This window comes from Pseudomonas sp. GM17 (genome assembly GCF_000282175.2).
Lineage (GTDB): Bacteria > Pseudomonadota > Gammaproteobacteria > Pseudomonadales > Pseudomonadaceae > Aquipseudomonas > Aquipseudomonas chlororaphis.
This window is the reverse complement of the sequence record NZ_CP124732.1, coordinates 5456321-5480432: the sequence shown is the minus strand read 5'-3', so window position 1 is coordinate 5480432 and position 24112 is coordinate 5456321. Positions and strand designations below refer to the sequence as shown.

The following is a 24112-nucleotide window of genomic DNA, read 5'->3' as shown; positions in this document are numbered from 1 at the left end:
TTCCCTTCGCTGGGCAAGCATAGCTGATCATCAGTGTGTGCCGGCAGGGCCCGGCGCCGTTCGCCTGCGGTAGACCTGGCATGCGCAAGGTCGTTGCGTCTGCGTGCCACATCATTACTGGGAACCTGCCCGAGGAGAAGTCGTGGAATCTCGATTGAATGCTTTTCTTGAGCGCGCCGATGCGGTTCTGGCGCGTATCGAGCCGCTGTTGCCCGCGCCGCGACAAGCCATCGACTGGACCCAATGCCTGGCCGCGCGCTGGCAGCGTGAGGGCCGCAGCGGTTTCCTGCTGCCGCTGGACGTCAGCCTGGACATGCGCCTGTCCGACCTGATCGGGGTCGATAACCAGCGCGACCAGCTGGGGCGCAATACCCGGCAGTTTCTCGACGGCCTGCCGGCCAACCACGCCTTGCTGTGGGGCTCGCGCGGCACCGGTAAATCGTCGCTGGTCCGCGCGCTGCTGGCCGAGCATGCCCAGCACGGCCTGCGCCTGATCGAGATCGAGCGCGATCACCTGGCCGACCTGCCGCGGGTGGTGGAGCAACTGGTCAAGCTGCCGCAGCGTTTCGTGCTGTTCTGCGACGACCTGTCGTTCGAGTCGGGCGAGGGCGACTACCGGGTCCTCAAGAGCGTGCTCGACGGCTCGCTGGAGCAGGCCCCGGACAATGTGCTGCTGTACGCCACGTCCAACCGCCGGCACCTGGTTCCGGAGAAGGAAAGCGACAACGAGAACTGGAAGCGCGTCGATGGCGAGCTGCACCCGAGCGAAGCGGTGGAAGACAAGATTGCCTTGTCGGACCGTTTTGGCCTGTGGTTGTCGTTCTACCCCTTCACCCAGGAGCACTACCTGAACGTGGTCGAGCACTGGATCGGCGAGTTGGGACGCAAGGCGGGCCTGCAATGGCAGCGTGATGAAGCCCTGGACATCCTCGCCGTGCGCTGGGCCACCGGCCGTGGCAATCGCAATGGTCGCTGCGCGTATCAGTTCGCGCGCTACTGGGTAGGTTTGAAGTTGTTGGAGCAAAAAGCATGATCGATCTGCAGAACACCGGCAAAGGCCTGGACGGCTATGCCTTGCTTTGCGCCCAGCTGGAATCGTTGCTGGCCGACGAGCGCGATTTCATCGCCAACGCCGCGCAATTCTCGGCGTTTCTATTCAACCAGCTGGACGACTTGAACTGGGCCGGGTTCTACCTCAATCGCAACGAGGAACTGGTGCTCGGCCCGTTCCAGGGCCAGATCGCCTGTGTGCGCATTCCCTTCGGTCGTGGTGTGTGCGGCGCGGCCGCGGCGAGCCTGCAGACCCAGCGGGTCGAGGATGTGCACGCGTTCCCCGGGCATATCGCCTGCGACAGCGCTTCCAACAGTGAGCTGGTGGTGCCCCTGGTCAAAGACGGGCGGCTGATCGGCGTGCTGGACCTGGACAGCCCGAAAATCGCCCGCTTCACCCTCGAGGACCAGGCCGGCATCGAGCGCCTGGCGGCGATCTTCCTGCGCCTGACCGACTGCTGAGCCTCGTCAGACCCTGAGCCCGGCCTTGCCCAGCACGGCCTCGGGGTCTACCCCGTCGATCTGCTGCGGTTCCATGAAGCGGTCAGCGTACTGCTGGTAGATCCCGGTCTGGATGAACAGCTCGAACAGTTCCGGATCGATATGGGCAGTGCGGCACATGGTTGCCATGATGCCCAGCGCTTCGCTCAGGGTCTTGCCTTTCTTGTAGGGACGGTCCGCCGCCGTCAGGGCTTCGAAGATATCGGCGATCGCCATCATCCGCGCCGGCAGGCTCATCTGCTCCCGTTTCAGCTGCTTGGGATAACCGCTGCCATCCATTTTCTCGTGATGGCCGCCGGCGATCTCGGGAATGCTGCTCAAGTGGCTGGGGAAGGGCAGATGGTTGAGCATCAGGATGGTCTGCACCATGTGATGGTTGATCACGTAGCGCTCTTCCCGGGTCAGCGTGCCTTTGCCAATGCTCAGGTTGTACAGCTCGCCACGGTTGTATTTGTAAGGCGGCACATCGAGCTTGAAGCCCCAGGGATTGTCCGCCGGGATCAGCTCGGCGGGGTTGCGTTCGATCAGTTGCTCGGGCTTGTCGGCCAGCAACTGTTCGGTGACCGGCAGGGTCGGCGCCGGTGTGCGTTGCTGGCGGTGGTTTTCTTCCCATGACACGCCCAGGCGGTCGTCCAGCGTCCGGCTCCAGGTGCGCTGGGCGATCCTCGCCAGCCGTTGCAGATCGGCCTCGCCCATGGCTTCGGTGCCCAGGTTGCAATGGGCGATAAAGGCAAAGTCGTCGTCCAGTTCCACCAGGCTTGCATCGCGGGTCGCGGCCAGGGAAACCTCATCGCCACCCTGGGCGCGAGCCTGCCAGTAGTCGATCCAGGCATCGCGCTTGAGTACCTCGACGCGGGTGCGGATTTCATGGATACGGTCGTTCAGGGTTTCCAGCTTGGTGGCCTTGTCGACCACGTACTCGGGGGTGGTGATCTTGCCGCAGTCGTGCAACCAGGCGGCGATATGCAAGGCCTCCCACTCATCTTCGCTGGGCTGGTAGGCGCTGAACGCCGGCTGCTGGCTGGCCGCGGCGGCCTGGGCGAGCATTAGTGTAAGCGCCGGCACCCGCTGGCAATGCCCGCCGGTGTACGGGCTCTTGGCGTCGATCGCGCCGGCCAGCAGTTGGATGAAGGCGTCGAGCAATTGTCTTTGCCGGTTCTGCAGGCGCTGGCTGTCGATGCTGACCGCCGCGGCGCCGGAAACCGCCTGCAGGAACGCGACGCGGTCCGGGCCGAGTTTTTTCAGGTCGGCTTCCTGGCCGCTGTCGGCCAGCAGCAGCACAAGGATGCCGACGGTTTCGTTGTGGCGATTGTGCAGGCGGATACCGATCAGGTGCACGCTGGGGCACTTCATCGCCAGCAACACGCCTTGCAGGTCGGCCGCCTGCTCGAACCCCAGGGTCGTGACCAGGCTCTCGCCGTTCGCCAGTTGCCGCAGCCATGCGGGGCTTGCCTCGTGCTGGATGTCCTGGCTGCGTACATCGAATGCCTGCAGGTCCTGGACAACATCGGCGATGATCAGGCCGTGGGGCTTGAGGTTCATGCCATCGTTTTCGCGCAGGTAGATCAGCCCGGCCTGGGCCTGGCCGATCTTCATGGTTTCAACCAGCACCCGTTGCAGCAGCGGGTCGAAGCGGGTTTCCGCGGAAAGGCTGGCGGTGATCTCGAAAAAGCTGGCCAGGGTGTCCTTCATGCGGGCCATCGACACGCTCAACTGGTCGATTTCCAGCACGGGCGAGCGGCGCGTCAGCGGGTAATCGAAATCGAAGCTGCGGATGGCATCGGCTTCCTGCACCAGGGCGCGCAGCGGCCTGACCAGAACGCGCGAGGTCAGCCAACCGAGCGGCAGGCACAACAGCAGAATGCCCAAGGTGATGAGTGCGCCTTGCCAGCGCAGGCGATAGGCGTCCGTCAGCAACTCGTCCTCGGGCACCAGCAGCGCCAGCTGCAACCCACCGGGTCCACCTTCCTGCAGGTGCCGGCTGGCAACTATCCATTGGCGATCCCCGAGCCGCAGGCGGTTGCCCTGGGCCTTGCCTTGCAGCAACGCGTCGAGAGCCGGGTTCAGGTCGTTGGCGCGGATCAGCCGGGCGCTCTGTTCTTCGACGATCAGGCGACGGCTGTCCGGGTAGGCCACGGCATCGCCGTGGCCATCCACCAGGGCGATTTCGGTGCTGGGCGTGACCCGATGCTTGGCCAGGGTCGCCGAGAGTTGTTCCAGGGTCAGGTCGGCCCCGATCACCGCCTGGTTGCCGCTGCGGCGGGCGAGGGTGGTGCCGACGTTGCGGGTCGAGAAAAAGACGTAGGGCTCGGTGGTGATCTGATCGGTGTTGTCCTTGGCGCCCGCAAACCAGTTGCGGGCGCTCGGGTCGTAGGATTCCTGGGGGTTGTCGCGGCGGCTGACGGGGTCGAGGCTGGCGTCGTAGAACAGCGACTGCGAATGCAGTTGCCCGGTGTGGCGGTCTCGCTCGATGCTCCAGACTTCGTAGGCCGCGGCTTCAGGGGCCTGGCGAGCTTGTTTCAAAGCCTGGGTGCGCAAGGGCCGGACCATGAAAAAATCCCCATCGGCATAACCCACATAGAGTGAGGCCAGGTCGGGGTTGTCCTTGAGCGATTGGCTGAAAGGCCCAAGCAGCGCCAGGCGTTGCTCGAGGTCGCCGGTCTGGATGGCCGGGTTGCCCACCAGCAGGCTGAGCAGATGGCGAATCGGTTCGTAGGTCGCTTTCAGGTCCAGTTGCACGTCCTGTTCGATGCGCTGGAACAGTTTTTCACTGCTGGAAAGGATGATGCGGGTGGTCTGCTGGTAATTGAAAAAGCCCAGCACCACGCCGGTCAGCAGAAGCAGACAGGTGAACATCACGCTGATATGCACATGGAGAGGAAATCGGCGTTTATCGAACGACAGCGTGCTTGGCATTGCAGCTCTCTCCAGGGGGCGCGTGATGCGCAACTCAACGTTTGAGCATAGTTAAGGCAGGTGCATTGCGCTCAGGGGAGGCAGCTCCGGGGGGCGTTGCGAATTGCATTGCCATGAGGCTTTTGGGGTCGACTGACAGGATAGTGGCTTTTTGATATTTGCCTGGCAACTAGCCGCACCACAAGTTGCTGCGCTGGTGATGGGGATCAGGTCGTAGCCGGGCTGTGCTGCTGATCGATTTGCCACAGCAGGGCCCGTTCGAGCTTGAGCATGGCCTGTTCCAGGGCGGTTCTGCGCTGCATCAGGGTTTGCCTGTCCGCGTCTTGCAAAACAGCCTGCTCAAGGGCTTCGCACTGCGTTTCAAGGTCTTTTGCCTGCACCATCAGGGCCGAGCCCTTGATCTTGTGGGCGAGTTCCGCCAGTGCCTGGGGCGGGGGCTCGCAGGGCAGGGCCATCAGTTGCTGGCGGTCCCGGTAGCTGCAATGCAGCAGTTCGGTAAGGATGCGCAGGGCGAACTGCGGTTTGCCGCGGGACAGGGTGCGCAGCGCCTTCAGGCTGAACACGCCATTCCAGGGCCGCGGTTGCAGGCCCGCCAGTTTATGGCCGAGGGTCGCCAGGCCGACAGGCTTGAACAGGCAGTCATCGATGCCGGCCTGTTCGCACTGCTGCCTCTCTCGCGGCCTGGGGCTGGCGGTCACCCCCAATACCCGGCAAGCCGCGCGGGACTCCAGGCGTTCATGCTCGCGGATGGCGCGGACCAGGTCGTAGCCGTGCATGCCCGGCATGTTGCAATCGACGATGAGCAAGTCAAAGAACCCCTTGCACCAGAGCTCGAAGCCTTGCTCGACGTCTTCGGCGGTGCGGCAACGGTGCCCGAGAAAGTGCAGTTGTTCGCTCAGCAGCAGGCGGTCCGCCGCATGGTCATCGATCACCAGTACGTTCAAGGCCCGGGTGGCAGGGGCAATGAGTGGTTCGACGAGGGGCGCGGGTTTTCGCGCTGGCTGACAGGCCAGCGGCAACAGGACCCGGACTTCCGTGCCTATGCCCGGCTGGCTGGTCAGTTGCAGCGTGCCCTGCATGAGCTCGCAGAGGTGGCGGCAAATAGTCAGGCCCAGCCCTGCGCCGTCAGGTCTGGATGGGGTGCGAGCCTGGGCCTGGAAGAAGGGTTCGAACAGCCTGTGCTGATCCTGCTCGTCGATGCCGATGCCGCTGTCCGTCACTTGCAGCATCAGCCGCACCTGTTGCGGCTGCGTGGCCGCTTGCAGGTCGAGATGGATTTTGACCTGACCCTGTTCGGTGAACTTGATCGCGTTGTGCAGCAGGTTGCCCAGAACCTGCTTGAAACGCAGTGGGTCGAGCAGCACATCGACCGGCTCGACGCTGGAGTGGAAGGTCGGTAGCAGCTTGAGGTGCTTCTCCCGGGCCTGGCTGTCGAACTCCCTGACGATGGATTCGACAAGGGCGCGCGGTTCGAGCCATTCGGGCGCCAGGTCCAGGCACCCCGATTCGATGCGGGCGATATCGAGGGTGCCGTCGACCAGGCCCTGCATCGCCCGGGCCGAGCGATAAGCCATTTCAATGACCGGACGATCCTGGGACTGGCTGTCGGAGCGCTGCCGCAGCAGTTCCAGCGCACCGATCAGGGCATTCATGGAGCGGCGCAGTTCGTGGCTGGTGCTGGCCAGGAAAGCGCTTTTCGCCAGGCTGGCCGCTTCGGCCTGTTGTTGGGCGGCCTTGAGGCTGTCGCTGAGCCGATGGCGTTCGCTGATATCGACCCAGCCGCCAATGATGCCCTGGACCTCGCCGTTCGCGTCCCGGTAGGGCAGGACCCAGTGCTGGACGGTCAGTTCCTCTGCGTTCAGGCGCAGTGGCCGGTCACGCAGCAGCGGACGGTCTTGCGCCATGACGCGCTGGTAGTCGGCATGATATTCGCGGGCCTGCTGGGGATCGTCCAAAAGTCCCTGCAACAGGCTTTTGCCGATGACCTCTTCGCGCCGGGCGGCGAAGCTTTCCAGGTAGCTGGCATTGCAGCTTTGCAGCAGGCCCTGGCGGTCGCGCACGTAAGTCGGATGCGGCACGCCGTCGATCCAGGCCTGCATGAATGCGAGCTGCTGCCTGAAGTCATGGGTGGCCTGTTGCTGCTGGGTCAGTCGCCGGTGCAGCCAGGCATTCCAGCCCAGGGACGCCAGCAGCGGCACGCCGAGCACCAGGCCTGCGAGCAGGAGCAGCCCGCGATGGCCGTTATCGAGAGGCGGGGCGGTGGCCGATTCAAGACAAGGCGCCGTGTCAGGGCACTGAGGGAGGGATGTCATTGCGGACTCTGGTTGCCCGGCCTCGACCAGGCCAAACAACAGGAACAGCGAAACTGCCGTGGCCGTCAGGGTTAAATAATAAAGAATGGGTTTGAACATCCTGTTTCTCACACCAGTTCGTGACGTTGTGCCAACTCGATAAGTTCCGCCATGGAAGTCGCGCGAAGTTTGTGCATGATTCTTTTTTTATAGGTACTGACGGTCTTGCCACTGAGAAATATGCTGTTGGCTATTTGCGTACTGGTGCTGCCCTTGGCAAAAAGTTGCAACACCATCAATTCCCGATCGCTGAGCAACATCAAGCGGCTCAGTTCGTTGTTTGCCGTTTCATCCTGACGCGGCGTTTGCAGGGCATGACTCGGAAAGTAGTTGTAACCACATAGCACCGCCTTCATGGCGCTGAGCACTTCGCTCAGGTCTTCCTGCTTGCACACATAGCCGCAGGCCCCGGCCTGCATGCAGCGCGCGGCGAACAGGGCCGGCGATTGCGCCGTCAGCACCAGCACCCGCAAGGACTTGTCCAGGGCGCCGAAACGCAGCAGCAGTTCCAGCCCGTCGAGCTTGGGGATGCTGATATCGAGCACGATCAGGTCCGGCATGCTGTCGCGAACCATTTGCAGGGCATCGACACCGTTATCGGTTTCGCCGACGACTTTATAACCCTCATGTTCCAGCAACATGCGGATGGCCAGTCGGATAACGGGATGGTCGTCGATGATGAAAACAGAACTCATGGTCAAACCCGTGGAAATAAATACAGGTCTGGACCTTAGCGCAGGCAGGACAGTGGATATATGCGGGTTAAGGCGGGGTTGGGGACAATAAGGCAGTTCTTACATGAAAGACGGTTTCGGATTACAGCAGTTTTTCAGTTGAAAGTAGGAATGAGTATCCAGCCATGTAAAAGGTAAGGAGATGTTGGAGGTTTAGTGCACTTTTTCGCAGGGCAATAAAGGGCGCTGAGAAGAGAAGGGAGCCAGGCAAGGCTGCCCCCCGTTCATGGGGGGCAGCCGCTCACGGAGCGCTTGCCTCAGGGCGCTTTCTGATCGATGCCGGCCTGCAGCAGCTGGCTGTCGCTATGGCCACCGACGCGCAGCGGCCCCAGGTTGAACGCCTGGTCGTTGCGGGTGGCGTCGTCCTGCTTGCGGGTCAGCTCATCCTTGGCGCCGAGGACCAGGTTGACCGGCGACTTCGACAGGTTGAGCCCGACGTCGGCGCGGTAATCCGTGCCCGCCAGTGCGGTGCTCTTGACGGTCGAGCCGCCGAGGTCGACCTTGCCTTCGCTGGCGCCGATCCGTGCACCGCTGAGCTGGGTTTCACCCGACACCTGCAGGTTGACCCCGCGGCTGCCACTGATGCCAGAAGCCTCTGCCACGCTGTCCTTGCTCTGACGGCTGACATTCAGGTTCAGGGTCGGCGTGTAGGAGGTGTTGCCGCTCTTGTCGCCGAACAGCACGCCTTGCGCGGTGTTGGTCAGCTTGCTGCCAGCGCCGGTTTTCTCGCTGACGGCGTAGCTGTCGCTGGTTTTCGGCCAGACCCGTTCCTTGAGGCTGGAGAAGCGATCGCCCAAGGCTTCGGTCTTGTCGGCGAGGTAGCTCTTGGCTTTGTCTACGCCGCGACCGAAGGCGCCCTTGGGTTCCGGGTTGACGTCATAGCTGCCGCTGCGGGTGAATTTCTCGCCCAGGCGTTCCTTGGCGATTTCGGCCTTGTTCACCAGGTTGTCCTTGGCCGCAGTCAGGCGTTCGGTGCCTTTGTCGACGACGTTTTCCAGCTTCTCGCGGTGCTTGTCGAAACCGCCTTCGGCCTTGGCCTGCAGCTTGTCCTTGAGCGGGCCGGTCTGTTTGGTCAGCTTATCGACCACGCCAGGCTGGTTTTTCTCGGCATCCAGGCGGGCGTCGAGGTTGACCGTGGTGCTGCTGAGTTGGTCCTTGCGGCTCTCTACCTTGAGATCGCCACCGATCCGCCCATCGACCTGATTGGCGTCGATGCGCGCCCCCGCCAGATGGGTGTCGCCGTTGCTATTGAGCGTCACCTGGTCGGCCTTGATCAGGCTGTTGTGCTGGGTGGTGCTGTGCAGTTGCTCGACATCGATCTTGGCCCGGGCGTGGATACCGCGATCGGTTTTCGGCGAGTCGTGTTCGCCGGCGTCGGCCCGGGTGGTCTTGCCGCCGTTGCCGCCGGCACCCAGGGTCAGGCCCCAGTTGTTGTGGGCCTGGGTGGACTGCGCCGACTCCTGGTAGATCCCGCCCTGGTCGGCGCTGAGGGTGACACCCTTGGCCTCGATCTGGGTGCCCTGCAGGTGCAGCGCGGTAGTGCTGTCGGAGCCGCTGGCGAGTGTTACCTGGCCATTGCTGTGCAGTTGCCCGCCGGTCTGGTTCTGGTCCTGTTCCGAGACCCGGCCGATGTTGAAGTTGGCGCTCAGGTTGGCGCTCTTGCCGCTGCTCTGCTCGCTGCTGGTCTTGCTGGCGCCGCCCGTCAGGCCGCCACCGAGGTTGCTGCCCTGGCTGCTATGGGTATCGACCGCGGCCTGCAGGTCGAGCTTGCCGCCGGCGTTCAGGTTGATGTCGCCGGTCTTGGCGGTCTTGCTGCCGATGGTGGTGCCCTGGAGGATCAGGTCGCCGCCGCTGGTCAGCTCGATCGGGCCCTTGCCCTGGATAGTCGCCACCCGCGCCTGGCTGTCCTGCTGATCCAGGCGCTTGTGGTCCAGTTGTACGCCGGCGCCGAGGTTGAGGTTATTGCCGTTGGCGCCCGGTGCGCTGCCGACGGTGAGCGAGGCATCGCCGCGCAGACTGGAGTCGCTGCTGTTCTGGCGGTCATTGGCCTGGTTCAGCGCCAGTTCGCCGCCGCTGTGCAGCTTGACGCCGGCGTCGCCGCCATCGAACCGGCTGCCTTCGTACTGGCCATCGCCGTTCAGCGCGATGTCCACACCCTGTTTGCCCACATAGCTGCCGACTACCGCCTTGCTGCTGTCGCTGCGCTTGTCGCTGCTGCCGCCGGCGCCGCTGCCACGCACGTTCACGTCCTCGCCAGTGGTGGTGTAGACCCGCACGCCGGCCTTGGCGTCCAGTGCCTGCTCGCTGCTGCTGTGGGTATCGCTGGCGGCCTTGGCCACCTGGCTGCCGGCGTCGATCTTCAGCGCACCTTGAGTCGCCTCGTAGCGGCTGCCTTCATCCTGCAGCTGGCCGGCGACCTTGACCTCGACCTGGCCACCCGTGAACTGGCTGACCACCGCGGTGCTGCCTTGCTCGGTGCGCTGTTTGTTCTGGTGGCCGACTTCCACGTCCAGGCCAACATTGGGTTGTTCCAGGGCATCGAGCAGGCCCGGTTGATGGAACTTGCGTTGGGCCACGCCTTCGATGGCTTTTTCCACCGGGCGGGTCAGGCCCTTGTATTCGACGTTGGCGCCGATATCGGCGCTCCAGGTGTTTTCCTTGTGGCTGGTGGACTCACTGTCGTGCGCCGCGCGGTTGTCGACCTGCTCGGCCTTCACCAGCAGCTTGTCGCCGGCCTTGACCTGTGCACCCTCGGTCACCAGGGCGTTGCCGGCCTTGATGGTCAGGTTGCCGGTGGCATTGATGCCGGTGGTGTTGGCGGTGCGGGTATCGCGGGTGTCCTGGGTACTGCTGTGGGCGAACTCCACACCGTTGCCGGCGCGGTCCAGGCCGCCGGTGTAGTAGAAGCCGCCGCCGGTGGTGCGGGTGTCGGTGCTGCTGCTCTTTTGGTCGTGATCGGCCAGCAGCTCGACCTGCTGGCCGCTGAGGCTGGCATCGCCGTGGGTGGCTTTCAGGTCGCCGCCCTTGACGCTCAGGTTGCCCCCCGCTGCGACTTGCAGGCTGCCGCCGCTGAGGCTCGAACCCTGTTGCTGGGTGTCGTCGGTCTTGACCGTTTTCTGCTGGTCTTCGTAACGCACGCCGGCGCGGTATTGCCGGGTGCCCGGGGCATTTTCCTTGGCATAGGCGTCGAAGCCACGGGTGTGGGTGGTGCTTTCGCTCTGCGAGCTGTTTTGCGCCGAGTCGATCTTGATGTCACCGCTGGCCTCGGCCTTGAGCTCGCCGGTCGCGGCCACGTACGCGCCGCTGATGGCGATGTCCTTGGCACTTTCGAGCTTGAGGTTGCTGTCCGAGCGCAGGTCGCTGGTGACGGTGGTGCTGTCTTTGCGGTTCTGCCGGCTTTCGTCCTTGGTGATACCGAAGAACTTGCTGTCCTTGCTGTAGCTGTTGTCGTGAGAGCGGTCCTGCACGCCGTCGATGGTCAGCGAGCCTTTTTCGCTGATCACGCTGGCCTGCTTGCCGCCGCGGGCCTGGCTGCCGCTGATGCGGACCTCGTCGGCCTTGACGATCAGGTCGCCCTTGGCATTGACCTTGCTGCCCTTGTTCAGGGTCTTGCCCTTGTCGCCGTCGCCGTTCTTGCCGAAGAAGCTGCCACCGACCAGGTCGCCGGAATAGGACTTGTCGCTGTTGCTCTGGGTGCGGCTGGCGCTGGTGATGTCCACCTGGCGCCCGGTCAGCTGGATATTGGTGCTGGCCAGTTCGGCGCCCTGCAGTTGCAGTTGCTTGCCGCTGGTCAGGTGCAGGTCGTCGCCAGCCTCCAGTTGGCTGGTGATGCTGCGTTGCTCGCTGCTGGACTTGTCCCAGTCGGCTTTCCACAGGTGCTTGCGGTGCCGGCCCTGATCGCGTTGTTCGTGGGTTTCGGTGGCGGCGGTCAGGCGCAGGTCGGCACCGCTGTCGACTGTCAGCTTGTTTTTGGCCTTGATCTGGCTGGCCTGGATTTCGGTGTTGGCGCGGGCCTTGAGCTCGGCATCGCGGCGGGCAGTCAGTTGGTTGCCGTGCTGACGGCTGTCGCTGTCGGTCAGGGTACGGTCGTAGGTTTCCCAGGTGATGCCGATGGTGCTGTTGTGCCACTGCTCGCGCTTTTCCTGGAGCTTGCGGCTTTCGATGGCGCTCAGGGTGAGGTTGCGCCCGGCGTCGAGCTTGATATCGCGAGCGCTGACATCGGTGGCGGCGAGGGTCAGGTCCTGGCCGCTGCGCAACTGCACGTCGCCCTGGCTGCTGTGCACGCCGGCACGGATGGCGTCGAGGCTGTCGGGCCTGGCCTGGCCGCTGATGTGCAGGTCGCCGGCGGAGGCGATATCCACCCCGTCGCGGCCTTTGACCTGCACCGCGCCGACCCGCACGCCCGCGCCTTCGGCGGTGCTGACAATGTTGATGCGTCCGGCCTGCATGGCGCCGAACAGGCTGGCGTCGATGCGCTGCTCCTGGGTGTTGCCGGCCGGGTCGGTGCTCAGCACCTTGCCGCTGGCCGGGTCCACGCGGTTGCGCCCGACGGTGAGGTTGAGCTGGTCGCCGGCCGTAAGGTCGCCCTGGCTGTCGATGCGTGGGGCGATCAGGTTGATGCTGCCCTTGGTGTTGCTCAGGCCTCGGCCCTCGACCGTCAACTGGCCCTTGGCGTCACGGGTGCTCAGGGCTTGCAGCTTGCCGTCGTTGAGCTCGGGGCGGCCGACCAGCAGGCTGGCGTTCGGCGTATTGATGAAGCTGCCGCCGTTGACCGAGATACCGTTGGGGTTGGCCAGCACATAGTCGGCGGCGCGGCCGAAGATCTCCTGGGTGCCGTTGAGCGCCGAGGCGTTGCGGCTGATCACCTCGTTGAGAATCACGCTGGCGTCCTGGCCGTGGAACTGCGGGTTGGCAGCCAGCTGCCCGGCCAGTTGCGAGGCGCCGGCTTGCAGGGAGTTGTTCAGCACCACGCCCTGGCGATCGACGTTGTAGTCGAGGAACTGGTTATGGGAGAGCCCGGCGCCATTGGGCGCGACGATGTTGACGATAGGCACGCCGTTCTGGTTCTGCAGCTGCGGGATGCCGCCCGGGCCCGGGGCCACGGTGATGCCGCCGGCCAGCGCCTGCGGCAGATGGGAGACCAGAAGCAGGCTGGCGATGGCCAGGCGCAGTTTGCCCCTGGGGGACAGGTGAAACACAGATGTGTTGTCGGGCATAAGAAGCTCTCTATGTGTGGGCCGAGTGGCAGTGCGCGTTGTTCGTTGCAACGCTGCTGTGGTGTTCAGGCTCGGCTGTTTTTTTCAGGCTGATGCACGGTTCGCGGAACCTCAGATCTGCACACTCAGGCGGGTCAGCCAGGTGGGCGATTCATGGTGGAAACGGTCGGGTGTTTCCAGGCTGTGCTGGTAGTCGACGTCGACTTGCACGTTCTTCCAGCTCAGGTTCAGGCCGATGCTGGCGCTGCTCAGGCGCTCGCTGCTGGCGCCCTCTTGCGCCTTGATCCGGCCGTGGTCGAAGGCCAGGCGCGGGGTCAGCTTGACCGGCAGGTCGTTCTGCAACGGCAGGCGCAGGGTGTTGCGCCAGATCCCGCCGATGGCGCCCGAGGCGCTGTTTTCGCGATAGCCGCGCACGGCGGAGTCGTCGGTGCCCAGCAGTTGTTCGATGGCCGGCAGCGGGTCGGGGCTGTACTGCAGCGACAGCTGGCTCTGCCACTGCCAGGGCTGGCTGCCGAAGCGGCCATTGCGCCATTGGCTGAGGCTGGCGCGGTACTTGCGGAACTGCGCCTGCGGCAGGTTTTTCTGCACCTGTTGCGAGTCGCGGTCGGCGCCGAACCAGGTCAGGCCCTGGGCATAATTGATGTCGAGGTTCCACACCGCGCTGTCGAGCCAGAACAGGTTGAGCCCGGCTTCGGCCACGGTCAGGGTCGGGCTCTGGATGCCCAGGCGGACCTTCTCCAGGTAGCTGTCGACATCCTTGTGGGCCAGTTGCAGGTTGGCGCTCAACTGGTGGCCCTGGTCGCGCCACAGCACGCGGTCGGCGCGCAGGCTGAGCAGGTCGGTGCGCCCGCTGTTGTAGAAGGTCACGCTGCTGAGCTTGAACGGCGCACGGTACTCGGCATGGCTGGCGAACAGGCTGTAGGTCCAGTAGCCGTAGGGGATCGAGTAGAAAACGCTGGCGCTGCGGCTGTAGCGCGGACCGTGATTGAGGGTGTCGCTGAAGTTCAGGTTGAGCGCGTCGTTGAGTTGCAGTGGGCTGTCGAGGCTCAGGTTGACGGAGTTGCGATCGCGCCCGGTACTGGCGCTGCCGAGGTTATCCACACCCAGCCCCAGGGCCCAGCGCGAAGCGCCGCTGCTGCGCGAGCGCAGGATGATCCGCGAGGCGCCGGGCTGGCTGCCGGGGGCGATATCGGCGGTCAGGTCGAGGGAGCGCAGGCGATTGAGCTGGTCCAGGCCCTGTTCCAGGTCGCGCAGGTTCAGCGGTTCGCCGAGCATGCCGGGAAAGGCCCCGGCCAGGGAAACCGGCAGGCTCTGGTCGGCCAGTTCGACGGCCTCGACATACCCTTCGTCGACCACGATGTCCAGCGAATGGCCGGCGGCGGGGGCGCTGCTCAGGTAAGGGCGGCTGGCGATGTAACCGGCCTCGACATAGATCCGGGTGATCTGCGCCAACAGGCGGTTGATCCCGTTCACGCCCATGCAGGGCGCGATATAGGGTTCGAGCTGGCGGTTCAGCCGGTCTTTCTTGAACAGCGTGACACCGGCGATCCGCGTGCCGCTCAGGGCCCAGCACTGTTCATCCTCGCTACCCTGGGCGGTTTCGGCGGGAGCCACCGCCGGCGTACCGAAGCTGCCGCGCTGCAACTGGCGCTGGCGCTGTTCCAGCTGCAGTTGTTGCAGGTCGCGCTGTTGCTGTTGCTGCAGGCGCAGGGCTTCCTGACCCGGTTGTGGCATATCGGCGGCCACCACGGGCAGGGCCCCGGCCAGCAGCGAGAGCAGCAACCAGCCGCGCAGGCCAGGGTGACAGCTTGGGTGACTTGAGGACGTATAGGGCACTCGACATCCTTAATAGTGGAAAACGGATGAGGAAGTGCGGGAACAACTTATCGACACGGATTCATTCCGTGTACTCACTTCCATTTTGACGCTTGAGTCCTGGGCGCGCTCTTTGTTACAGCGAGAGGTGAAATTATTTTGCAAATGCCTGCTGAACTAACAGGTGAAGCCGAAGTTTTAGTGTAGGTACTTAGTTCGCTTGCTATTTGTTTTTTGCACCGATCACTCGGGCAGGGTCATGAAAGGGGAACGATCTGTCGCGGAGTGAAATTAATCCTGGTTAACCCATTACGGTTCGAGACTAGCGGAAACGATAAAGTTGATTTGTACGGAATTTGTAATCGTGGTGGATCCGTAGGGGCCTTGTGCTGCAAGGGTTTCTGCCTGAAGGCTAGGCAGATGTATCGAAAGGTAAAGGTAGGATGTTTGGTTGTGGCGTTAACGATCTGTTTAATTCAGCCTAGTTGGCTTGCTTGTCGGGCGGCATGTATCGGTCAATATCGCTAGTTATAGAGCAAGTGCTCTAGCTGGGCGCGGTTGCGTGGAATATTGTCGATCTGGATGGTGTCTGGCGAACTTGCTGGAAGTGAACGGCACTCTCAATGCAGTGTGAAATGGCCGGGATCTCAAAGTTGAAGTAACGACGGTGTCCGGTTACTGCCTTACAACAGACTAGGGGAATCCCTTAGTTGTCGACTCACGAGAAACCGCCCGAACGGCCACCTCGATAACGCGAGGTAGCCGCTCGACGGCGGGTCATTGCGGGCTGGAACGCCCGGTCATTTCCCGGGCCATTTCGCTGGCGTAGCTGTCGGTCATGCCGGCGATGAAGTCGATCATGCGCAGGAAGGAGGCATGCAGCGAGCCGTTCGGATCCGGCGCGTTGTTGCCCAGCAGGTCGAGAATCCGCCGGTTCTTGAACGACGGCGTGCGTCCGCCGTGTTGTTCCAGCGCGGCGCCGCAGAACGAATTAAGGAGGATTTCCAGGGTGGTGTAGGCGCCGATCTCGTGCAGGGTCTTGCGCTTGTCCTGGAAGATCTTCTTGCGCGCAATGTCCTTGGCATTGAGCACGCAACGCTTGGCCGGGCCGTGCATATGCTCCACCAGATCGCCCGGCAGGGTGCCGCTGAGCAGGGCGTCCTGCTGTTCGACGAAGGCCCGGGCGGCGGCGTTGGTCAGGTGCTCGATGGCCTTGCCGCGCAGGATCGCCAGCTTGCGCCGGCGCGAGTCCCGCGGGCCGAGCTGGCGATAGGTTTCCGGCAGGTCGTCGCCCACCAGCCCGAGCAGCAGCGACTCGACTTCGGCATAGTCGAGCAGCTCCATCTCCAGCCCGTCCTCGAGGTCGATCAGGGCATAGCAGATGTCATCGGCGGCCTCCATCAGGTACACCAGCGGATGGCGGGCCCAGCGTTGTTCCTCGAGTTGCGGCAGGCCGAGCTTGGTGGCGATCTGTTCGAGCAACGGCAACTCGCTCTGGTAGCAGCCGAACTTGTGCTTCTTGTAGCCCAGGGAGTCGGCGTGGCGCGCGGTCCAGGGGTACTTCAGGTAGGTGCCGAGGGTGGCGTAGGTCAGCCGCGTGCCGCCGTCGAACTGGTGGTATTCCAGTTGGGTCAGCACCCGGAACCCCTGGGCATTGCCTTCGAAGTTGAGGAAGTCGTTGCGCTCGTTTTCGTGCATGGCGTCCAGCCAGCCGCGCCCGGCGGCCTGCTGGAACCAGTGGCGGATCGCATCTTCGCCGGAGTGGCCGAACGGCGGATTGCCGATGTCGTGGGCCAGGCAGGCCGATTGCACCACCATCCCCAGGTCGCTGGGTTCGCACCACTCGGGCAGGGCGTCGCGAATGGTCTCGCCGACCCGCATGCCCAGGGAGCGACCGACACAGCTGACTTCCAGGGAGTGGGTCAGGCGCGTGTGGATGTGGTCGTTGCTGGACACCGGGTGCACCTGGGTCTTGCGGCCCAGGCGGCGAAAGGCACCGGAGAAGATGATGCGGTCGTGGTCCTTGTGGAAGGGGCTGCGGCCCAGTTCTTCAGGGCTGTGCAGCGGCTTTCCGAGGCGTTCGCGGGTAAGCAGGGTATGCCAATCCAAGGCGGGGTCTCTCCGTCGAATGACTGATGGGCTAGCTTCCCGGTTCACGCCAGCGCCTGCAAGGGGAACAGGTTGAATAACGGGGCTGACCACGCACGCCACTAAAGCCCCGCGGCATCGATATCGATCAGCAGCAGGCGCTGGCCATTGTCGAAGAACTGCCCGGCGGTCAGGCAGTACTGGTTGCTGGTGGCGTCGCGGTAGGTGTTCGACAGGGTCAGCCGCCGCTCGTCCCAGCCCTCGGCCAGCAGGTGGTAGAAGTACGGACGCCACGACCAGTTGTGGCCGACGTAGCTGTGGTCGGCCTGCCAGCGGTCGTGGCGCCATTCCAGGTTCGGTGTCAGCTGGGTGCCGTGGCGATCGCATTGATAGAAGCGCAGCAACCAGGGAAAGGCATCCAGCTGGGGCAACCGTTCGATCGGGGCCCGGGCCTGGGCCCAGTCCTGCAGCAGGGTCATCAGCTCCGCGAGTTGCTGGCGCATCTGCATCAGGCGTCCGCGCTCGGCCAGTTTCTGTTGCACATAGCGCTGGCGCACCCGGGCAAAAGGCGCGACGAAAGCGTCGCTGGCGAAGAACGCCTGCTCGGCCCGGGCAAACAGGAAGCCCTGGACATACCGCGAGCCGCATTCCAGGGCGAAGTTGAGTTCGGTTTCGCTCTCGACCCCCTCGGCGATGATCCAGCAGCCGGTTTTCTCGGCCATTTGCGCCAGGGCCTTGACCACGTCGCTGCTGGGCCCGCCACGGGCCGCGGCCTGGAACAGGCGCATGTCGAGCTTGAGAATGTCCGGTTGCAGGGCCAGCACCCGGTCGAGCTGGGAGTAACCGGCACCGAAGTCGTCGATGGCGATCCGCACGCCGGCTTCGCGGTAGCGCGCCACCACTTCGCTCAGGCGCTGGCTGTTGCCGCTCAGTTCGGTGATTTCGAAGACCACGCGCCGCGGATCGACGCCCTGTTGCTGCAATTGCCTGAGGCTCGGCAAGGGCTGGCCGGCGCGCAGGCGGCTGATCCAGCGGGGCGAGATGTTGATGCTCAGGAACCAGTCGGCGGGCGCTTCATGCAGGCGGCCCAGGGCGTCGGCGCGAATCAGCCGGTCGAGCCGCCGCAGGGCACTCGAGGAGGTCCGGGGATCGTTGAACAATGGGCCGACCGATAGCAGCTGGCCGTTCGGTTGGCGCAGGCGGCCCAGGGCTTCGACACCGGCAATACGGCCGGTGGCGGTGTCGATGAAGGGTTGAAAGCAGGCAAGCGGTTGCCCGTCGATCACGGGGCCTCCTTGGTTGATCTTGTTGATTCTGGCGCTGCGCCGACGCAACAGGCAGGCACGACCCGACCTCTCGCGGGAGAGGTCGGGTGCGCAGCTATTGCGGGAATGATTGCAAGAATGCAGCCAGATGGCGCCGGCTCAGTGCTTGTTCGAAGAGCCTTGCATGACCAGCTTGATCAGCGGCAACAGGCCGGCGCTGAGCCGCACCAGCCGGGCGAAGCTTCTGACGCTGCCGCTCTTGGCGCCTTTGCCGGTGAGAAAACCCAACAGGGTCACGGCAGCCACGCCCCACAACGGCGCGTGCTTGATGCCCAAGCCCTGTTGCCAGCTCTGGCCAAGGCCACGGACCCGCTGCAAGGGTTGCAACAACTGTTGGGATTCGTGGCGGATTTCCTGGCGATGCATTTCCATGCGCAGGCGGATCAGCGCCTTGCGCATCTCGCGCCGGGAGTTGGTTTGCGGGATGTCAGGCAGGCTCATGGCAGCAGGCGCTCCCTGTCGTTGGCCAGCTCTTCAAGGGTGGCGTGGAAGGGCGAGGACTCGTCGAAAATCGCCGCCTTCAGGCGCAGGGCGCAGAACAGCGCCGCCAGCGTATAGAAGACGCACAGCCCGATGATGGCGGTCAGGCGATAGGTGTCCCAGAACAGGATCAGCACCAGCGCCGATAGTCCTATCAACAGCAGCAGGGCGAACACCAGGGCCAGCCCGGCGAACAGCAGCAGGCTGACGGTTCTGGCTTTCTGTTCCTGCAACTCGATGCCGAACAGTTCGACGTGGCTGTGCAACAAACCCAGGAAAGCAGCACCCAGGCGCCGCGTTGAAGAGCCTTGGCCCGCCGTGGAGCCGGATTCATCGATAGCCATATCAGCGCCGGGTCGCCAGCAGGCCGATCAGGAAGCCCACACCCGCCGCGATACCCACTGCTTGCCAGGGGTTGCTCTGCACATAGTCTTCGGTGGCGGTGACTGCCGCCTGGCCGCGTTCGCGCAGCGATTGTTCGGTCAGTTGCAGGGTCTCGCGGGCGCGCAGCAGGCTGTCGTGAATCTGTGTGCGTAATTGGTCTGCCTGGTCGCCAGCCAGGGTGGCGGTGTGTTCCAGCAGACGTTCCGTGTCACTGACCAGTGCCTGAAAGTCCGCCATCAGTGTTTCTTGAGCTGTCTTGGTGGTTTTGCTGGCCATGGTTATCTCCGTAGTGGCGTTCTGAAGGGTTCGAGTATGAGCCTTGCGCGAAGGTTCAGTGCAATTGTCTGGTACAGCTTTTGCTTTGTCCTGGTGCGTAAACACGGGTGGTTGCGCCGAAAGCGCGCAGGATGCGCTGCCTGGCAGCTAAAACCTTACCCTAAAAAATCAACACTTATGGAAACACCCCGAGCGATACATCCCTCTCGCAAAAGCGTCGCGCCAAAATGGGTCGTAATACCTGGGTCGACAGGACCTTCGGTGCCAAGTTGGTGCAAAAAAGCGTTCGAGCGGCTCGCGGCTTTTTCCTGAATATCAGGTCTGCCCATTCCATGGAAAATCTGCAAAGCGCTGTGGACACTCTGGTCCATGGTTCCAATACCCTGTTCATCCTTATCGGTGCGGTTATGGTCCTGGCCATGCATGCCGGCTTCGCCTTTCTCGAGGTGGGCACGGTGCGCCAGAAAAACCAGGTCAACGCCTTGTCGAAGATCCTCAGCGACTTCGCGGTCTCGACCCTGGCCTATTTCTTTATAGGCTATTGGATCTCCTACGGCGTCAGCTTCCTGCAACCGGCGGCGGTGATCAGCGCCGATCACGGCTACGGACTGGTGAAGTTCTTCTTCCTGCTGACGTTCGCCGCGGCCATCCCGGCGATCATTTCCGGCGGCATCGCCGAGCGTGCGCGGTTCGTCCCGCAGCTCTGCGCCACGGCGCTGATCGTGGCCTTTATCTATCCCTTCTTCGAAGGCCTGGTGTGGAACGGTAACTATGGCCTGCAAGCCTGGTTGCTGGCGAGCTTCGGCGCGAGCTTCCATGATTTCGCCGGCTCGGTGGTGGTGCATGCCATGGGCGGCTGGCTGGCGCTGGCCGCGGTGCTGTTGCTCGGGCCGCGCAACGGTCGTTATCGCGACGGCAAGCTGGTGGCGTTCGCGCCGTCGAGCATCCCGTTCCTGGCCTTGGGGTCGTGGATCCTGATTGTCGGCTGGTTCGGCTTCAACGTGATGAGCGCGCAGACCCTGCAGGCGGTCAGCGGGCTGGTGGCGGTGAATTCGCTGATGGCCATGGTCGGCGGCACCGTGGCGGCGCTGATCGTCGGGCGCAACGACCCGGGCTTCCTGCACAACGGCCCGCTGGCCGGGCTGGTGGCGATCTGCGCCGGCTCCGACCTGATGCACCCGGTGGGCGCGCTGATCACCGGGGCGATTGCCGGCGCGCTGTTCGTCTGGTGCTTTATCGCCACCCAGACCCGTTGGAAGATCGACGATGTGCTGGGTGTCTGGCCACTGCACGGGCTGTGCGGCGTGTGGGGCGGTATCGCCTGCGGGATCTTCGGCCAGAGCACCTTGGGCGGCCTGGGCGGCGTCAGCCTGGTCAGCCAGTTGATCGGTACCGGCCTGGGCGTGCTGGTGGCGCTGGTCGGCGGCTTTATGGTGTACGGCGCGATCAAGGCGCTCTGCGGCCTGCGCCTGACGCAGGAGCAGGAGTACTACGGCGCCGACCTGTCGCTGCACAAGATCGGCGCGGTCAGCCAGGACTGAGCCCATGCGGCCCTGGCTGGAGTACCCGGCCAGGGCTGCTTGCCGCTGATCATTGGCCGCCGAGCAGGCGCGCCTCCGACGCTTCGATGGCCGCCAGCGGGCCGGACATCAACACCGTATCACCGGCTTGCAGCAGGGTGCCGGCGGCCAGCTCCAGGTCGCGGCCATCGCGTTGCACGCCTTGCACATCCACGCCCAATTGCTCCAGCGCCAGCTCGCCGAGGGCCAGGTCGCAGGCGTGGGCCGCGCTGCCGAGATTGACCGCATGCATCAGCACCCGCGGCTGGCCGCGATTGTCCAGCAGGTCGGTCTGCGCCCCATGGTAGAAACCATGCAGCAGGCGATAGCGGTTGTGGCGAACCTCATCGACCTTGATCTGTACCTGGTGTTCCGGCAGCCCGAGCATCACCAGCGCATGGGACGCCAGCATCAGGCTCGACTCCAGTAGCTCCGGCACCACTTCGCTGGCACCGGCGGCTTTCAGTTCGGCCAGTTGGCTGTCGTCCCGGGTGCGCACCAGGATCGGCACTTCGCTGTTGATCCGGCGCGCGCTTTTCAGCACGTTGAGGGCGATGTCGGTCTTGTCCACGGCAATCACCAGCAGGCGCGCGCGTTCGAGGCCGACCGCCGCCAGCAGCTCGGCGCGGCGGGAGTCGCCGTAATGCACGCAGCTTTCGCCGGCCGCGGCTTCCTGGACCCGCACCGGGTCGTCGTCCAGGGCAATGAAGCGCTGCTGTTCGCGGCGCAGGAAACGGCCGATCGACTGGCCGACGCGGCCATATCCGCAGATCACCACATGGTCCTGCAATGTGGCGTTGAGGGCGCTGATTTCTTCCAGGTGGGCCTCCTGGTTCGGCTTGCGGTGCAGGTGCGCGGCAATCTCCGGCGCGGCGCGCAGCAGCAGGGGCGTCAGCAGCATCGAACAGAAGGTCGCGGCCAGCAGCAGGCCGCTCAGCTCGGCTGGCATCAACTGGCTCTGCTGCATCTGCGCCATCAGCGCAAAACAGAACTCGCCGCCCTGGGCCAGGGCCAGGCCACTGCGCCAGGCCGTCTCGCCGTCGCTGCCGCGCAGCTTGAGCAACAGTGCCACCACGGCGCCCTTGATCAGCATCAGGGCCAGGGTCAGGCCGATGACCAACAGGGCATGGCTGGCGAACAATTGCAGGTCGATCAGCATGCCGATGCTGACGAAAAACAGCCCCAGCAGAATGTCGCGGAACGGCCGGATATCGGCCTCGATCTGGTGCCGGTAACGGCTTTCCCCCAGCAGCATGCCGGCGAGGAACGCACCAAGGGCGGGGGACAGGCCGAGCAGGTGGGTCAGCCAGGCGGTCAGCAGGACGATGACCAGGGCCAGCAGCACGAACAGCTCGGCGGAATGGGAGGCGGCCACCTCGTGGAACAGCCGTGGCAGCAACCAGCGGCTGGCCAGCGCCAGGCCGATGAACAGCAGGGCGGTCTTGCCCAGCGTCAGGGGCAGGGCCCAGTACCAGGCCTGTTCGGTGTTGCCGGCGAATACCGGCACCAGGGTCAGCAACAGCACGGCCACCACGTCCTGGAACAGCAACACGCCGATCGCATTCTGCCCGTGGCTGCTGAAGATTTCCCCGAGGCTGCCCAGCTCCTTGCTGACAATGGCGGTGGAGGACAGCGCCAGGCCCGCGCCGAGCAGCAGCGCCGGGATCGGCGGCACACCGGCGAGGATCAGCAGGCCGCCGAGGATGGCGCCGCTGCATAGCACTTGCAGGCTGCCCAGGCCGAACACCACCTGGCGCAGGGCCAGCATTTTCGATACGGAAAACTCCAGTCCCAGGGAAAACAGCAGAAACACCACCCCCAGCTCCGCCAGATCAGGCAGGTTTTCGTTGTCGTTGACCCAGCCGAAGGCGGTCGGCCCCACCAGCAGGCCTACGCACAGGTAGCCCAGCACGGGCGGCAGGCGCAGGCGGCGGAACAGGGCGATCACCACCAGGGATGAAGCGAGGATGATCAACAGATTGGCGAACACAGACATCTCCGGGCGGCGGGTTGTAATGACAGAGCGTAGAGGCAAAAAAAGCCGCGAGGGTCGCTCAACCGCAAGTTGGCGGCGCTGACCTGCATCAGCTGTTTGGCAGAATGCTTGTCGATGATTGCTGCTGACCGCAGGGTGCTGCGTTCATCGGTCGACGGCTTTTTCCCGCGGGCCTAGAATAAGCGCCTGTCTCTTTTCGGTCTGTATGTCATGCCTCCTGAATGTCAGCTGTTCGGCACCCTGGGCTGCCACCTGTGCGAACTCGCCGAGGCGGAGTTGATGCCGCTGGTGGAGCACGGGCTGATGGTCGAGCTGGTGGATATCGCGGAAGACGAAGCCCTGTTCGAGGCGTATGGCCTGCGTATCCCGGTCCTGCGCCGGGTGGACAACGGCGCCGAGCTGGGCTGGCCGTTCGATGCCGAGCAGGTGGTGGCCTTCCTGCGCTGAGCCGGCCTGTCGCTGGCACGACCCTTTCCGTTTGTCGCCTGCGCTGCAATCCCTTGGCGGGATCCCGATTATTCGGTTACTGTATATGCGTACAGTTATCGGGATGGTTCGTCATGTCTCTCACAATCCTCGCCCGCGCCGAGCGTTTGCAACACCTGTCGCCCGAGCATGCAGGGCACGACGGATTTGCCGCCGGGCTCACGTTCGAAGGCGGTTTTTCCCTGGATCGTACCGTGGGGCTCGGAGCGCCGCAGATCCGCGCGGTGCTGGTGGATGACGACAGCCTGCTGGGCTTCGGGATCTACCCCGGCGACCGGCTGATCGTCGATCGTTCGGCGGCCCCGGCGGTGGATCAGTATGTGGTGGCCCATCTCGATGGCGAAGACGCCTATGGCGTGCGCCTGCTGGCGCCCGATCCCAAGGGTGGGCTGCTGCTCAAGGCGGCGCGACCTTCGATTGCACCGATCCCCCTGGACGATCGGGACTCGGCGCAAATCTGGGGCGTGGTGTTGTGGGTGGTCAGTTATGTCGGCCGTGGCTGATATCGATGCGCAGGGCGTGTGCTCAGTGGATGAATGAGAGGGTAGAAGGACTGATGATGGTCAATGTCGAACAATTGAAGAGCAGTGTGAACCGCATGTCCGCCGATGTGGTGCGCGAAGCGGTACTCGAACTGCGCCTGGACGGCCTGGTCACGGAAGGCAAGACGCCGTTCAACAAGCTGCATTTCAATACCTGCTTTGCCGAAATCGAAGCCCTGTTCCAGCGTGCGGGTTATCACCGGCAACTGGACGTGGTGGGGTACCAGGGGTTGTTGTATGCGCTGTATGACCCGGCTCGCTGGGAGGCGGTCGATGTGCTGCGCTGGCTGAAGGAGTTCACCGATGCCGCCGCGCAAGCCGGCGTGGCCCGGGCTTAGTCGCAGGTTCCGGAGGGGGAAACTCTCCTAGGCTCCCAGGGACCCATGTTGGATA

17 protein-coding genes are annotated in these 24112 nt (G+C 63.9%); 6 read left to right on the top strand and 11 right to left on the bottom strand.

Annotated features, from left to right (window positions below; all coding sequences use genetic code 11):
• Positions 1–142: 142 nt before the first annotated feature.
• Together PMI20_RS24230 and msrC are read left to right on the top strand one after the other, a co-directional pair.
• Entirely contained in the window at positions 143–1033 is an 891-nt protein-coding gene (locus tag PMI20_RS24230) for an ATP-binding protein (RefSeq protein WP_007931443.1), read from the top strand.
• Entirely contained in the window at positions 1030–1512 is a 483-nt protein-coding gene (gene msrC / locus PMI20_RS24225) for a free L-methionine (R)-S-oxide reductase MsrC (RefSeq protein ID WP_007931444.1), read from the top strand. Before PMI20_RS24230 ends, msrC begins: the two co-directional genes overlap by 4 nt.
• A gap of 6 nt (positions 1513–1518) precedes the next feature.
• Here msrC and PMI20_RS24220 read toward each other — a convergent pair whose 3' ends face one another.
• The 10 genes from PMI20_RS24220 to PMI20_RS24175 all read right to left on the bottom strand — a co-directional run bounded on the left by PMI20_RS24220 (position 1519) and on the right by PMI20_RS24175 (position 19136).
• Positions 1519–4467 (bottom strand): HD domain-containing phosphohydrolase, encoded by a 2949-nt coding sequence (locus PMI20_RS24220; RefSeq protein WP_007931445.1) that lies wholly within the window; start codon positions 4465–4467, stop codon positions 1519–1521.
• 206 nt (positions 4468–4673) lie between these two features.
• Entirely contained in the window at positions 4674–6779 is a 2106-nt protein-coding gene (locus PMI20_RS24215) for an ATP-binding protein (protein ID WP_238543463.1), read from the bottom strand.
• Positions 6780–6886: 107 nt separating this feature from the next.
• Entirely contained in the window at positions 6887–7513 is a 627-nt protein-coding gene (locus tag PMI20_RS24210) for a response regulator transcription factor (RefSeq protein ID WP_007931447.1), read from the bottom strand.
• Between the two features lie 296 nt (positions 7514–7809).
• Positions 7810–12768: a hemagglutinin repeat-containing protein gene (locus PMI20_RS24205; protein WP_007931448.1), complete on the bottom strand. Its 4959-nt coding sequence runs from the start codon at positions 12766–12768 to the stop codon at positions 7810–7812.
• A 111-nt stretch (positions 12769–12879) separates the two neighbouring features.
• A complete protein-coding gene (locus PMI20_RS24200) occupies positions 12880–14502 on the bottom strand; it encodes a ShlB/FhaC/HecB family hemolysin secretion/activation protein (protein WP_256593491.1) in 1623 nt (540 codons plus the stop codon).
• 858 nt (positions 14503–15360) lie between these two features.
• Complete coding sequence (locus PMI20_RS24195) at positions 15361–16692, bottom strand: deoxyguanosinetriphosphate triphosphohydrolase (RefSeq protein ID WP_007923253.1); 1332 nt, start codon at positions 16690–16692, stop codon at positions 15361–15363.
• Between the two features lie 101 nt (positions 16693–16793).
• On the bottom strand, positions 16794–17957 hold the full coding sequence (locus PMI20_RS24190) for an EAL domain-containing protein (protein WP_007923254.1): 1164 nt from the start codon (positions 17955–17957) through the stop codon (positions 16794–16796).
• A 138-nt stretch (positions 17958–18095) separates the two neighbouring features.
• Entirely contained in the window at positions 18096–18437 is a 342-nt protein-coding gene (locus PMI20_RS24185; protein WP_007923255.1) for a hypothetical protein, read from the bottom strand.
• Positions 18434–18820 carry a phage holin family protein gene (locus PMI20_RS24180; RefSeq protein ID WP_007923256.1) on the bottom strand — a complete coding sequence of 129 codons (387 nt, stop codon included), beginning with the start codon at positions 18818–18820 and terminating at the stop codon, positions 18434–18436. Before PMI20_RS24180 ends, PMI20_RS24185 begins: the two co-directional genes overlap by 4 nt.
• A 1-nt stretch (position 18821) precedes the next feature.
• Positions 18822–19136: an ElaB/YgaM/YqjD family protein gene (locus PMI20_RS24175; protein ID WP_007923257.1), complete on the bottom strand. Its 315-nt coding sequence runs from the start codon at positions 19134–19136 to the stop codon at positions 18822–18824.
• 332 nt (positions 19137–19468) lie between these two features.
• Here PMI20_RS24175 and PMI20_RS24170 point away from each other — a divergent pair, with 332 nt between their 5' ends.
• On the top strand, positions 19469–20677 hold the full coding sequence (locus PMI20_RS24170; RefSeq protein WP_007923259.1) for an ammonium transporter: 1209 nt from the start codon (positions 19469–19471) through the stop codon (positions 20675–20677).
• 49 nt (positions 20678–20726) lie between these two features.
• Here PMI20_RS24170 and PMI20_RS24165 read toward each other — a convergent pair whose 3' ends face one another.
• Positions 20727–22685, bottom strand: a complete 1959-nt coding sequence (locus PMI20_RS24165; protein WP_007923261.1) for a monovalent cation:proton antiporter family protein — start codon at positions 22683–22685, stop codon at positions 20727–20729.
• 216 nt (positions 22686–22901) lie between these two features.
• Here PMI20_RS24165 and PMI20_RS24160 point away from each other — a divergent pair, with 216 nt between their 5' ends.
• From PMI20_RS24160 to PMI20_RS24150, 3 genes are all read left to right on the top strand, one after another.
• On the top strand, positions 22902–23138 hold the full coding sequence (locus PMI20_RS24160) for a glutaredoxin family protein (protein ID WP_007923263.1): 237 nt from the start codon (positions 22902–22904) through the stop codon (positions 23136–23138).
• Positions 23139–23251: 113 nt separating this feature from the next.
• The gene (locus PMI20_RS24155; protein WP_007923264.1) at positions 23252–23680 is read left to right on the top strand and encodes a S24 family peptidase; all 429 of its coding nucleotides are present in this window, start codon (positions 23252–23254) and stop codon (positions 23678–23680) included.
• A gap of 56 nt (positions 23681–23736) precedes the next feature.
• Positions 23737–24057 (top strand): hypothetical protein, encoded by a 321-nt coding sequence (locus tag PMI20_RS24150; RefSeq protein ID WP_007923266.1) that lies wholly within the window; start codon positions 23737–23739, stop codon positions 24055–24057.
• Positions 24058–24112 lie beyond the last annotated feature (55 nt).